General features: G+C 74.0%; 9 protein-coding genes. 6 read left to right on the forward strand and 3 right to left on the reverse strand.

Going from position 1 to position 13,469, the window contains the following annotated elements:
* Window positions 1-120 precede the first annotated feature (120 nt).
* The 5 genes from eccCa to ACFFHU_RS01750 all read left to right on the forward strand — a co-directional run bounded on the left by eccCa (window position 121) and on the right by ACFFHU_RS01750 (window position 9,363).
* Window positions 121-4,077 carry a type VII secretion protein EccCa gene (gene eccCa, locus ACFFHU_RS01730; RefSeq protein WP_377334948.1) on the forward strand — a complete coding sequence of 1,319 codons (3,957 nt, stop codon included), beginning with the start codon at window positions 121-123 and terminating at the stop codon, window positions 4,075-4,077.
* 109 nt (window positions 4,078-4,186) lie between these two features.
* Window positions 4,187-4,795 (forward strand): hypothetical protein, encoded by a 609-nt coding sequence (locus ACFFHU_RS01735; RefSeq protein WP_377334950.1) that lies wholly within the window; start codon window positions 4,187-4,189, stop codon window positions 4,793-4,795.
* A gap of 31 nt (window positions 4,796-4,826) precedes the next feature.
* Window positions 4,827-6,725 (forward strand): WXG100 family type VII secretion target, encoded by a 1,899-nt coding sequence (locus ACFFHU_RS01740; RefSeq protein ID WP_377334952.1) that lies wholly within the window; start codon window positions 4,827-4,829, stop codon window positions 6,723-6,725.
* 153 nt (window positions 6,726-6,878) lie between these two features.
* Window positions 6,879-8,237: a type VII secretion-associated serine protease mycosin gene (gene mycP, locus ACFFHU_RS01745; RefSeq protein WP_377334954.1), complete on the forward strand. Its 1,359-nt coding sequence runs from the start codon at window positions 6,879-6,881 to the stop codon at window positions 8,235-8,237.
* A gap of 10 nt (window positions 8,238-8,247) precedes the next feature.
* Complete coding sequence (locus ACFFHU_RS01750) at window positions 8,248-9,363, forward strand: right-handed parallel beta-helix repeat-containing protein (protein WP_377334956.1); 1,116 nt, start codon at window positions 8,248-8,250, stop codon at window positions 9,361-9,363.
* Window positions 9,364-9,477: 114 nt separating this feature from the next.
* Here ACFFHU_RS01750 and ACFFHU_RS01755 read toward each other — a convergent pair whose 3' ends face one another.
* From ACFFHU_RS01755 to ACFFHU_RS01765, 3 genes are read right to left on the reverse strand one after another with little or no spacing between them, the layout of a single operon-like run.
* Window positions 9,478-10,734: an SseB family protein gene (locus tag ACFFHU_RS01755; RefSeq protein ID WP_377334958.1), complete on the reverse strand. Its 1,257-nt coding sequence runs from the start codon at window positions 10,732-10,734 to the stop codon at window positions 9,478-9,480.
* Window positions 10,731-11,216 (reverse strand): SUKH-3 domain-containing protein, encoded by a 486-nt coding sequence (locus tag ACFFHU_RS01760; RefSeq protein WP_377334960.1) that lies wholly within the window; start codon window positions 11,214-11,216, stop codon window positions 10,731-10,733. Before ACFFHU_RS01760 ends, ACFFHU_RS01755 begins: the two co-directional genes overlap by 4 nt.
* Entirely contained in the window at window positions 11,213-11,584 is a 372-nt protein-coding gene (locus ACFFHU_RS01765; RefSeq protein ID WP_377336014.1) for a YwqJ-related putative deaminase, read from the reverse strand. The genes ACFFHU_RS01760 and ACFFHU_RS01765 overlap by 4 nt, the downstream gene beginning before the upstream one ends.
* 191 nt (window positions 11,585-11,775) lie before the next feature.
* On the opposite strand from ACFFHU_RS01765, the gene ACFFHU_RS01770 reads away from it, so the two are divergent.
* On the forward strand, window positions 11,776-13,455 hold the full coding sequence (locus ACFFHU_RS01770; RefSeq protein ID WP_377334962.1) for a right-handed parallel beta-helix repeat-containing protein: 1,680 nt from the start codon (window positions 11,776-11,778) through the stop codon (window positions 13,453-13,455).
* The last annotated feature ends 14 nt before the right edge of the window (window positions 13,456-13,469 follow it).

Below are 13,469 nucleotides of genomic sequence, written 5' to 3' on the forward strand. Positions count from 1 at the left end.
CCGAGGAGCGGGCGAGAGCCCGCGGCTGTCATGACGGGAGAAGGCTACCTACCATGTGCCGTGTCGTCGGTGCCGGTTCGTACGCTGGCGGCCCCGAACGACCCTGGGGAGGTCTGAACCGTGGGCACGGTGGTGGTCAAACGCCCGGCTCGACAGCCGGAGCCCGAATACCCGGCGGGCGAGGTGCTGCTCGACGCGCCGCCGGAGGTGCCGCCGCCGGCCGGACGCGCCTGGGGCCAGATGCTCATGATGCTGCCCATGATGGCCGGCTCGGTGGCCATGGCGCTGATGTTCGCGGGCCAGCGCGGCGGTTCGATGGCGTACGTGACGGGCGGCCTGTTCGGCCTCTCGGCCCTCGGCATGCTCGGCTCGCAACTGTCCGGTCACGCGGGTGGCGCCGGCAAGCAGGAGATGCTGCAACGCCGCCGCGAGTACATGGACCACCTGTCCCGCACCCGCAAGCGGGTGCTCAAGACCGTCCTGCGCCAGCGGGAGGCCGCGTTCTACCGGCACCCCGACCCGGACGCCCTGTGGTCGATCCCGCTCGGCCCCCGGCTCTGGGAGCGCCGCCGCGGCGACGCCGACTTCGCCACCGTGCGGATCGGGCTCGGCGCACAGGAACTCGCCACCCCGCTGGTGCCGCCCCCACCGATGGCGCTGGAGAAGCTGGAACCGATGTGCGCGCTGGCGCTGCGCCGGTTCCTGTTGACCTACTCCGAGGTGCCGGACCTGCCGGTGACGATGGCCCTGAACGGCTTCTCCCGGATCCACCTGCGCGGCGACCCCGACGCCGCCCGGGCCCTGGCCCGGGCCACGATCGCCCAGGCCACCGCCTTCCACGCCCCGGACGACCTGCTGGTGGCCGTCTGCGTGGCGCCGGACCGGCGGGCCGACTGGGACTGGACCAAGTGGCTGCCGCACGCCCTGCACCCGACCCGCACCGACGCGCTCGGGTCGCTGCGCCTGGTGGCCCCCACGGTCACCGGCCTCGAGGCGATGCTCGACGACCTGCTGGTCAACCGGCCCCGGTTCAACCCGTCCGGCGGCGACCCGCACCTGGGCGGCCCGCACCTGCTGGTGGTGCTCGACGGCGGCGACCCGGCCGGCTCGGACTATCTGATGACCGAGGGCGGCGTGGAGGGCGTCACCCTGCTCGACCTGTCCCAGCCGCCGCCCCGGGTGCTCGACCGGGCCCGGCTCGTCCTCGAGGCGGCGGCGGACGGCGAGCTGCACAGCGTGACGTACGACGGCCGGGCCGCGATCGGCCACGCGGACCGCTGCGGGATCGAGCAGCTGGAGACGCTCGCCATGCAGCTCGCGCCGCTGCGGCTGTCCGCGGCCTCGCGCGGCGAGCAGCCGCTCACCGCCGAGCTGGGCCTGTCCGAGCTGCTCAACCTCGGTGACCCGTACGAGCTGGACGTGGACCGTGCGTGGACCCCGCGGCCAAACCGCGACCGGCTGCGGGTCCCGCTCGGCCTGACCCCGGATGGCACGCCGATCGAGCTGGACCTCAAGGAGTCCGCCCAGGACGGCATGGGCCCGCACGGCCTGCTCATCGGCGCCACCGGTTCCGGAAAGTCGGAGCTGCTCCGCACGCTGGTGCTCGCGCTCGCCGTCACGCACTCCTCGGAGAGCCTCAACTTCGTGCTGGTGGACTTCAAGGGCGGGGCCACCTTCACCCGGCTGGACAAGCTGCCGCACACCAGCGCCGTCATCACCAACCTGTCCGACGAGCTGCCGCTGGTCGACCGCATGACCGACGCCATCAACGGCGAGCTGGTACGCCGGCAGGAGCTGCTCCGGTCGGCCGGCAACTACGCCTCGCAGCGGGACTACGAGAAGGCGCGGGCCGCGGGCGCCCCGCTGGCCGCGCTGCCCAGCCTGCTGATCATCTGTGACGAGTTCTCCGAGCTGCTCACCGCCAAGCCGGACTTCATCGACATGTTCGTCCAGATCGGCCGGGTCGGCCGGTCGCTGGGCGTGCATCTGCTGCTCGCCTCGCAACGGCTCGAGGAGGGCCGGCTGCGCGGGCTGGACACCCACCTGTCGTACCGGATCGGCCTGCGGACCTTCTCCGCCATGGAGAGCCGGGTGGTGCTCGGCGCCACCGACGCGTACGAGCTGCCCCGCTCGCCCGGGCACGGCTACCTGCGGTACGGCACCGAGCCGCTGATCCGGTTCCGCGCCGCGTACGTCTCCGGGACGTACCGGAGCAAGACGGCCGAGGCGGTCGCGGCCGGCGACGGCGAGGACCGGGTGCAGGAATACACCACGCAGTACGTGGCGCCCCGGCTGCCCCGCGAGCCGGTCCAGGAGGAGGCGCCCGAGCCCACCGACGGGATCGGGGAGAGCCTGCTCGACATCCTGGTCGGCCGGCTGGCCGGTCGGGGCGAGCCGGCGCACCAGGTGTGGCTGCCGCCGCTGTCCGACCCGCCCACCCTGGACCAGATCCTGCCGCCGATGACCGCCGACCCGGCCCGCGGGATCACCGTGGCGCACGCCGGCCTGCACGGCGAGCTTCAGGTGGCGGCGGGCACCGTCGACAAGCCGTTCGAGCAGCGCCGCGACGTGCTGTGGCTGGACCTGGCCGGCGCGGCCGGCCACGCGGTCGTGGTCGGTGGTCCGCAGAGCGGCAAGAGCACCATGCTGCGCACGATCGTCACCTCGCTGGCGCTGACCCACACCCCACGCGAGGCCCAGGTCTACTGCCTCGACCTGGGCAGCGGCGCGCTCTCCTCGCTGCGCGAGCTGCCGCACGTCGGTTCCATCGCCACCCGGCTGGACGCCGGCCGGGTCCGCCGGACCATCGCCGAGCTGCAACTGCTGATGAACCAGCGGGAGCGGTACTTCGCCGATCACGGCGTGGAGTCGATGGCCGCGTACCGGCGGGCGCGCCGCTTCGGGCAGCACGGCGACGACCCGTTCGGCGATGTCTTCCTGGTGATCGACGGCTGGGCCATCGTCCGCTCCGAGTTCGAGGACCTGGAACCGGCGCTCACCGACATCGCCAACCGGGGGCTGTCGTTCGGCGTCCACCTGGTGATCAGCGCGGGGCGCTGGATGGACCTGCGGCCCGCCGTGCGGGACGTCTTCGGCAGCCGGCTCGAGCTGCGGCTGGCCGACGCGTCCGACTCGAACCTGGACCGGCGGGCGGCCATGAACGTGCCGGAGAAGGCGCCCGGCCGGGGCATCACGCCGGACGGCATGCAGTTCCTCGCCGCCCTCCCCCGCGCCGACGGCACCCAGGACCCGGAGAGTTTGCCGGACGGCAGCCGCAAGCTGATCACCGCCATTGGCGAGGCCTGGCAGGGCCCCGGCGCGCCGCCGATCCGGCTGCTGCCGGCCGTGCTGCCGTACGGCAGCCTGGCCGAGACCGGCCGCCGCGGCATCCCGATCGGCATCGCCGAGGCCGACCTCCAGCCGGTGCTGCTGGACCTCGGCACCGATCCGCACTTCATCGTGTTCGGTGACGGCGAGTCCGGCAAGAGCACCTTCCTGCGGGCGCTTGCTCAGTCCATCGTGGACTCCAACGACCTCACCCAGGCCCGCCTGGTGATCGTCGACTACCGGCGCAGCCTGCTGGGCGACATCACCACGCCGCACCTGATCGGCTATGGATCCTCGGCACAGATCACCGAGGGGATCGTCGCCGAGGTGGCCAACGTGATGCGGGACCGGCTCCCACCGGCGGAGGTCACCGCGGAGCAGTTGCGGGCCCGCAACTGGTGGAAGGGCCCGGACCTGTACGTGCTGGTCGACGACTACGACCTGGTCACCGGCGGCAGCGGCAACCCGCTGGCGCCGCTGCTGGAATTCCTGCCGCAGGCCCGGGACATCGGGCTGCACCTGATCGTGGCGCGGCGCACCGGCGGCGCGAGCCGGGCGCTGTACGAGCCGATCCTGATGCGGCTGCGGGAGCTGAGCACCCCCGGCATCGTGATGGCCGGCGACCGCGACGAGGGCGTGCTGCTCGGCAACGTCCGGCCGGGGCCGTTGCCGCCGGGGCGGGGCTGGCTGGTGAGCCGCCGCGAGGGCACCCGGCTGGTCCAGTTGGTGAACCTGCCATCGACGGCGTGAAGATCCGTACCCCACAATGTGGTCGGACAACGATAGCGTTAGGTGAGCAGAGCTGTGGTCGCCGGCGCGGCGGGGCGCCCGGCGGCCGAGGAGACGGACGGGGAGGCCGATGAGCGGCGACAAATGGCTGGCCGACGGCAACGTCGAGGTCGACATTCATCAGCTGCAGGACTTCGCAAAGCACATCAAGGACGAGTTGGAGAAAAACTTCCGGCCCAGCTTTGAGAACGGCATCGCCCCGATGCTGCGGGTCCAGCCGCCGTTCGGCGGCGGGGGCCTGTCCGAGGGCAAGTTCTTCCGGGTCGAGCACGACAAGAGCCGAGCCGCCGCCCAGGCGCTGCTCCACGAGGCGCAGGCCGGCCTCATGTCGCTGAGCGCGGTGGCCATGTCGATCGCCGCCGAATACCTGGACGGTGACGCGTTCGCGCAGGCCAAGTCCGACCAGGTGTACGACGCGCTGAACGCGGCGCCGCCGCCACCGGCGACCAACGGCGACGGCAAGGACGGCAAGGACGGCAAGGGTGACACCGTGGACGTGTCCGCCGACAAGAAGGACCCGAGCAAATACTTCGGACCGAACTCGGGCGACCAGGGCGGCACGACTCCGGGGCAGGGCGACCAGCAGGTCATCGGCAAGGGCGACGGCCAGTACGTCATCCCGGCCGACCAGGAGCACATGGACGACCCGAGCCTCGCCATGCCGAAGATCGAGCACTGACGCGACGGCGGCCGGGGGACGAGGAGCGGGGATGACCGACAACTACTACGGCTACCAGCAGGTCACGCTGCCGGGATACGCCGGCGCGGCCGATGACTACGCATACAAGCCGTCGGGCGATACCAACAACTACTCGCCGACCAACTGGGCCGGGACCAACATCGAAGCGATGTGGGCGATGATCCAGAAGGAAAGCGACGAGATGACCATGGCCATGGCCGAGACCTGGCGGCGGACCGCGGTGCTGCTGCAAAGCACCCGGGACAACCTCCAGCGGCACGCCGACGCGCTCAACAAGAAGTGGACGTCGCCGGCCGGTCAGGTCTTCATGACCAAGGTGGGCGCCAGCCTCCACTCCTACGACGAGTGGCACAAGGTCGCCTCGGACAACGCCAGCGGCCTGGAGCAGCTGGCCAAGAAGATCAAGCAGACGCAGCAGGACTTCAAGCCGCTCTGGGAGGAATACCAGCGGACCCAGACGAGCGAGGCGCAGAAGCGCAAGGACGACAAGGGCTTCCAGGCGATCGACCTGGTGGACAGCTGGGTGCCGGGGGTGGACGGCAACAACGGCAAGTCGTACGAGGACGTTCAGAAGGACTTCCACCAGCGCGCGGTCAACATCATGAAGCCGCTGGCCGACACCTACATCGACGTCTACATCAGCAACATCTCCCGGGGCGGGAAATACAAGGGCCCGGTGGTGTTCCCGAAGATCAACCCCGGCAACGTGCCGACCCCCGGCCGGCCGCCGGCGCCCGGTCGCCCACCGGGTCCGGGCAGCGGCCCGGGCGCGCCGCCCAGCCGGCCGAACGCACCCGGCCGGCCGACCACGACGGACCACCCGAACGCCCCGGCGCCGCCGCCGGTCGGCACCCACTCGCCGGTCGGCACCCACGGGCCTGGCGCCGCGGCGCGCGATCCCGGGATCACCCTGGCCGGCGGGGCCGCGCCGCTCGCGCCGCCGCCACCGGCGCCCACCGGCACGCCGCCCGCGCCGCCGCCATCGGCGCCCGGTGCGCTGCCACCCGCGCCGCTTCCACCGGGGCTCGGTCCCGGCGGTACGGGGCCGGGCCGGCCGACGCTGTCCGGCACCGGAGGGCGGGGACAGGCGCCGAGCCGGCCCGGCCTGAACCCCGAGGGCACGGGTCGCGGTCCGGCGCCCGGGCGGCCCACCCTGCCCGGCGCAAAGAACGGCCTGGGCCGTCCCGGCGCGCCCGGGTCGGAACCGCCACCCGGCGGTCGCGGTCGGGCCCCCGGCCGGCCCACCCTGCCCGGCAGCAAGGGCGGCCCCGGCACGTCCCGGCCCGGTTCTCCGGGCCTCGGCAAGGGCACCGCCCGCGGCGCCGGCCCGGGCAACCCCCGGCTCCCGGGCAGCACCAACCGCACCGGCCGGCCGGGTGCGCCCGGCGAGGGACCCGAGCCGCAGTCCCGGGCCAGCCGGCCCAGCCTGGGCGGCAAGCGCGCGCCCGGCCGTCCGGGCCTGGAATCCGAACGCCCAGGCAGGCGGCCGGGGGCGCCGGGCGTACCGGAGGAGACGCCCGGGCGGCCCGGCGCGGCACGGGCCGGCGGCGCCCCGGGTGAGAACCCGACGTCGGCGCGTCCGGGCCGGCCCGGCGGCGCCCCGGGTGAGAACCCAATGTCGGCGCGTCCGGGCCGACCCGGCCTGACCGGCCGGACGGGCCCCGGCGGCGGCCGGCCCGCGCCCACCACCGGGCCGGAGCCCGCGCTGGGCGGACGCCGGGCCGGCAGCGGCGGCACCGGCCTGCCGGGTCCGCGCCGGGACAAGCGGTCCGAGGAGAAGCCCGAAACCTGGGAGTACGGCGACGGCGACGACGAGTTGTGGCGCACCGAGTCCACGGCCGTCGGCGACCTCGATGCTCCGGCGGAGCACCGGCCCCAGGAACAGGGGAAGGCACTCGGACAGTCTTAGCTCGCAACGGGCCGGCCGCCATGCACCTGTGCGTGGTGGCCGGCCCGTACCATGAGGACATCCGATCCCGAGCCGGCTCGCGGCCCGATCTCAGCAGGCCCCGGCCCCGGCCGGCCACGAACGAGCCGGCCACCAACGGAAGGTGCATGAACCATGCGCGTCGCCCGGCGCCCGGCGGTGGCCCTGTCCGCCCTCGCGCTCAGCGCAATCGGAGCTGTGGTCCTCCCGGCCGCCCCCGCCAGTGCGGACGACATCCGGGACCGGCAATGGCAGTTGCGCACGCTGCACGTGGCAGAGGCCCAGCGGATCACCCAGGGCGAGGGGATCGTCGTCGCGGTCCTCGACTCGGGCGTCGACGCGAACCATCCCGATCTCAAGGGCAACGTGCTGCCCGGGCTCGACCTGTTCGACGGCAAGGCAAAGGGGCAGGTCGACCGCGATCCCGGCGGGCACGGCACGTCGATGGCCTCGCTCATCGCCGGGCACGGCCACGGGCCGGGCAACCGGGACGGGGTGCTGGGCATCGCGCCCAAGGCCAAGATCCTGCCCGTGACGGTAGAGCGAAAGGGCTACCCCGCCCTGGGAGGCGCCCTTGCCACCGCCGTCACGTGGGCGGTCGACCAGGGGGCCGACGTCATCAACGTGTCGTTGGCCGGCGGCACCAACGATGACCTGGAACGGGCCGTCGAGTACGCCTGGGACAAGAACGTCCTGGTGGTGGCCGGCGCCGGCAACAAGGAGACGAACCTCGGGGTCAACTGGCCGGCCGCCTATCCGCCCTGCCTGGCCGTCACCAACGTCGGCCCGGACGGGAAGATCAGCCCCAACGCGGTGACCGGGGAAGAGATCGACATCGCCGCCCCCGGCGTGAACGTCGTCGGCGCCACGCCGGGCGGCCGATACGCCACCGCCACCGGCAGCAGCAACTCGACGGCCATCGTCTCCGGCGCCGCGGCGCTGGTCCGGGCGAAGTACCCGAATCTGTCCACGCACGACGTGTTCGGCCGGCTCATCGAGACCAGCAAGGACGCCGGACCCAAGGGCTTCGACGAAACCTTTGGCTGGGGCTCGCTCGACCTCATGAACGCGCTCACCGGGCAGCCGGACGGCCGGGCCAGCAAGACCGCCGAGCCGACCCCCAGCGACACCGCGGCCGCGCTGCTGCCGGAGGCCAACGAATCCCCGAACTCCAAGTGGGACAAGATCCGCGGCGCCGGGCTGTTCTTCCTCATCCTGGCCGTCCTGGTGCTGGCCGTCGTGTTCGGGATCCGCTCTCTGCGCCGCCGGCGCCGCCGGCGGGCCACGGACCCTGTCGCCGCGCCGGGCGCGTCGGTTGGCGCGACGGCGGCGGCCGGGACGGCGGCGGGCGCTGGGCCCGGGCTGCCGGTGCCGCCGACCCAACCGGGCCGGGAGACCGGCACGCCGCCCGGGGAGACCGGCACGCGGCCCGGGGTGGTCGACGACCAGGCCGGTCAGGGCGACGACTCGGTCTGGCGACCGCCGGCTCGATGACCGTCCGCCCGTGACCCCCACCCTGCACGTCGCGCCGGACCGGCCGGAGGCGTACCAGACGATCGGGGCCGCGCTGGCCGCGGCCACCGACGGCACGGTGGTGTCCGTGGCCCCCGGCACCTACTACGAGGCCCTGTACGTCAACGACACCCGCCTGACGATCGAGGCCGCCGAGGGTCCCGGCACGGTCATTGTGGACGCAAGCTCCTCGGCCACCCACCCCGCCGCGTCCTGCCGGAACGGCGGACTCGACCTGCGGGACCTCGTCCTGCGCGGCGGCGGCGCGCCGGCCGTCAGCGTCGGCGCGTCCCGGCTGACCGCCACCGGCTGCGAGTTGACCTCGGTGGCCGGTCCGGCCGTCGACGCGCGGGACGGCACCGAGCTGGCGCTCACCCGGTGCCGCCTCCGGGCCGAGGGCGGTCCGGCCGTCGCGGTGGGTGACGGCTGCCGGGGAACGCTCGAGGAGTGCGTGCCGGAGAGCGGTGCCGGGCCCGCGGTCGCGGTGGCGCCCGGGGGACGGCTCGTACCGGCCGGTTCGGATCCCGGCCTGCCCGGGGGCACGGCTGTCCCGGACGACCCCCGTCCCGCGGCGCCGGACGACGCGAGCCCGGCGGACGGAACGGGCCCGGCGGACGGGACGGGCCCGGCGGACGGGACGGGCCCGGCGACGGACGACGCGAGCCGGGCGGCGGCTCGGCCCGGCGGGCTCCGGCGGCCGCCGGAGGTCGCGGCGGCCGCGCTGCTGATGGTGCCGGCCGCGCTCACCTGGCTGATCGCCGGCATCGGCTTCACCGTGGCGGTCTACCGGACCGAGGACGGGACCGGCAAGTGGCTGCTGTGGATCATCGCGATCGGGATCCTCGCGCTCTGCCTGCTGATCACGGCCGTGACGGTCATCGGCATCTGGCTGGCCTGGACCGGGGACTCGCAGATCCTCCGCGGCCCGGCCGGGATCACGGTCGCCCTCTTCGTGGTCACTCTGGTCATGCTGCTGGTGCGCCGGCGCCTCCACTTCGAGCAGACCATGCTCACGCCGCTGGTCGTGGGCGGGTTGGCCGCCATCGCCATCGCACTGCTGCGCCAGCCGCGGGCGAAGGCCTGGTTCAGCGCCCATTCCGACGACTGAGCGCCACACCGCCCGGCCGGCGTCATCCCGCCGTCGACGGCGGGCCGGCCCCGGCCGCTCAACCACCACCGGTCGGCCGCCGCTGCTCAACCGCCTCCGGTCAACCGCGGCCGCTCAGCCGGCATCGGTCGGGCGCCAGGTGCGGGCCGCGGCGTCGTACCGGGCCAGCGGCTCGTCCCGGCCGTCGTCGTGCAGCACGTGCAGACCACACCCGTCAGGTACGGCGACGGCCTCCATCCGCGGCTCGCCGCTCACCCACTCGGCCGGGGTGGTGTCGTCCGGTTCCCACCGGAGCACCGCCACCCACTCGTCGGACTCCTGGAACGGCGAACCCTCGCCGAGCAGGCCCAGCCGGCGGTAGAGCCGGGCCGGGGTGTCCCGGGCGGGCCCGCCCCAGGCGTGCACGAGCCCGGCGGCCCGGTCGTAGTTGTCGTCCAGATAGGACGGCAGGTACCGGTGCGGGATGACGATCTGCAGCCGTACCGGCAGGTCGGGGTCCGGATCGTCGTCCGGATCGTCGGCGGCGGCGGGCCCGGTGGCCCAGCCGGGACGGGCGGGGGCGGCCTGCTCCGCCGCCCGCTCCTCCTCGAAGGCCTCGACCAGCACCGTCTCCACCTCGCCCAGCCAGTCCCGCAGGGTCAACACCGACTCGCCGGGCAGCGCGGCCGCGAGCTGCGTACCGGGGTTGAGCGCGAGCTGCCAGGCCGGATCGGGCCACGCGCCGGCGAGCTGGAGGGCGTTCACCTCGACCAGTTCGTGGTCGCCGAGCACCTGGCGCAGCCGCGCCTCCGAGGTGAAGACGGGCACGGCCTGCCCGCCGGCCTCATCCGGCAGGCACCACCAGGGAAAGTCGGGATCGGACAGGTCGCGCGACGCCGAACCGCCCGGCCGCAACGGCACCGCCAGGCCCGCCCGCAGCACCGCGGCGGCGAGCGCGTCCGGATCCTCGGCCCGGATGGCGTCCCGCAGGGCCACCTCGGTCTCCAGCTCGCGGGCCAGCTCGGGCGCCGCCCGCACCTCGTCGGTCGTGACGCGCAGCCCGATCGGCAGGCCGGGGTCCACGGCGAGCAGCCAGCCCTCGTCCGGCCACCCGGCCACCAGCCCGGCGAGGCTGTCCGCGCGATAGCTGACCGACCGGTCCGGCAGGCAGGCGGCGATCGCCGCGGGCGAGGTGAAGGCCAGCACGTGGGTGATCCCGTCCAGCACCCCGGTGGGCCACGCTGGCGCCTCCCGGCCGGCCGCCGCGGCGGACGAGACCGGCAGCAGCAAAGGCCCGCTCGCCACCGCGGCGAGCAGCGCCGCCCGGTCACCGGCCTCGGCTGCGGCCAGCATGGCCCGTTCGGGGCCGGTGGTCGGGACCCAGCCGGTCACCAGACGCCGTCCTCGGCGATCCGGGCCGGCTGCCGGCCGAGCAGCAGCACGGCGAGCGCCTCGGGCACCGTCTCACCGAGATACCAGTCGCCGGCGTGGTCGAGCAGGAACACCCGTCCGGTCCGGTCCACCGCGAGGATCCCGGCGCCGTCGTTTTCGACACCGAGCGGCGACAGGGGTACGCCCAGCGCGTCCGCCAGTCCGGCCAGGGTGGCCACGGAGTGCAGCGCACGCAGCGGATCGAGGTCCACCGCGCTGGCGGCCACCTCCTCGCCGGGACCCGCCGGTGGCACCCGTAGCCCGCCGAACTCGGCGTACGCCTCGATCGCGGCCGGCAGCACGGTGTGCTGACGGCCGTCCGGCGTGGCGTACCCACCGATCCGGAGGGCCCACTCCCGGGCCCGGTCCTCGGCGCGACGCCCGGGCTGCCAACCGGCGGCCGCGAGCGCCTCGGCGACGGGGTCAGGGATGCGCTCGGTCACGGAATCACCTCCACGCCCAGCCAGTCGAGCAGGGCGGCGCAGGACCGGCACGGCGGCTGGCTCGTGCCGTGGGTCGGATCGCCCGGCTCACCCACCCGGGACAGCCGCATCCGGGCCCCCCACAGCAGCGAGCGGGCCCGCAGCTGGCTGACCTCGCCGTCGCCGGCTCGCTCGGCCGCGTAGAGCCGGTCGGAGAGCAGCACGGCCTCGGCGCACCGGCCGAGGTACCGCTCCCGCTGGTCGGTCGGCAACTCGTGCAGGAACCGGCGAATCACCGGGTGCAGGTCGGGTACCAGGTCTCCGCGTACCGAGGTGTGGGTGTGGACGGTGCCGTCGACCAGCAGCGCCCCCGCCACCAGCGGCAGCACTCGGGTCGGCGGGACTCCTCCTGCGGGCACACCGCCTCCTCGCGTACTCGTCACCCGGTCGCCTGGCAGCCTATCGGCCGGGGACCGGCCACCGCCCGACCCCGGCCCGGCCCGGGCCGGGGGTGCCGCGCGGTGGTGGCGCTGCGATATCGTCGGCGCATCCCTCGCCGCCGTCGTTCGAAGCCGGAGCCATGTCGCGCACCCTCCTCGTCTCCCCGGATCAGCCCGGCGCCTATCCCTCGATCGGCGACGCCCTGGCCGTGGCGACGGACGGCACGGTGGTGTCGGTCAGTCCCGGGACCTACTACGAGGCGCTGTTCGTCAACGACCGCACGGTGACGATCGTGGCCGCCCGGGGCGCCGGCACGGTCACCCTCGACGCCTCCTCGGCGACGTACCCGACGGTGTCCTGCAACAACGGCGCCCTGGAGCTCCGCGACCTCGTGCTGCGGGCCGGCGACGCCCCGGTGGTGACGGTCAACCGCACCCGGCTCACCATGACCGGCTGCGAGCTGAGCGCCGGGTTCGGCGCGGCCATCGACGTCGGCGGCGGCTCCCAGTTCAGCCTGGACCGGTGCCGCGTGACGGCGGCCCGGTACGGGCTGGTGGTGGAGGACGCGGAGGGCACGGTCGAGGGATGCGAGTTCGCCGACCTGGCCGAGGACGGCGTCATCGTCCGGATCGGGGCGGCGCCCACCATCCGGACCAGCACCGTCACCCGGTGCGGCAACCGCGGCGTCTACGTTTACCAGTACGGCAGGCCGACCATCGAGACCTGCGACATCTCCCAGACCGGGGGCGCCGGGATCGCGGTGGTGCATCAGAGCTCCCCGACCATCCGGCGGTGCCGGATCCGGGACACCCGCGGCCCCGCCGTGTCGTTCGCGCGCGGCTGCCACGGCACCGTTGAAGAGTGCAGCTACGAGAACACCGGGGTGCCACCGGTCGAGGTGGCGCCGGGCGCCGATCCGACCATCGTGGAGGGTACGGCCGGTAGGCGCGCGGTATTCGGCGCCGAGGCCGCCAAGGCGGCGCCCGCCCAGGACACCGCCCGGATCGACAAGCTGCTGTCGGACCTGGATGGCATGGTGGGCCTCGAATCCGTCAAGGACGAGGTGCGCGCGCTGATCGACGAGATCCAGGTCAACGAGTGGCGTCGCGGGGCCGGGCTGCCGGTCAGCGCGGTGAGCCACCACCTGATCTTCGCGGGCGCGCCCGGCACCGGTAAGACCACGGTGGCCCGGATCTACGGCGAGCTGCTGGCCGCGCTCGGCGCGCTTCCGGGCGGGGACTTCCGCGAGGTGTCCCGGCGGGACCTGGTGGGTCAATACCTTGGCCACACCGCCGAGAAGACCGCCGAGGCGTTCAACAAGGCCCGCGGCGGCGTGCTGTTCATCGACGAGGCGTACACGCTGTCCCGGTCGATGGGCACGGGCGGCGACTTCGGGCAGGAAGCCATCGACACGCTGGTGAAGCTCATGGAGGATCATCGCGACGAGGTGGCCGTGATCGCCGCCGGATACACCGCGGAAATGCTCCAGTTCCTGGACGCCAACCCGGGCCTGGCGTCCAGGTTCGCCAAGACAATCGAGTTCGGCAACTACTCGCCCGACCAGTTGGTGATCATCGTGCAGCGGATGGCCGCCTCCGACGAATACCTGCTGGCGGACGGCGTCGCGGACGTGCTCTCCGGGCACTTCTCGACCATCGAGCGGGACCAGAACTTCGGCAACGCCCGCGAGGCCCGCAAGCTGTTCGAGGGGGTCCGCAAGGCCCAGGCCCAGCGGTTGCGCCAGTCGGGTCAGCGGCCGAGCCTGGACGAGCTGCGCACGGTGGCGGTCGCCGACGTCCGCGCGGCGACCGGCCGCTGAGCCGAGACGAGCTG

The organism is Plantactinospora siamensis, from assembly GCF_042434095.1.
Taxonomy (GTDB): domain Bacteria; phylum Actinomycetota; class Actinomycetes; order Mycobacteriales; family Micromonosporaceae; genus KBS50.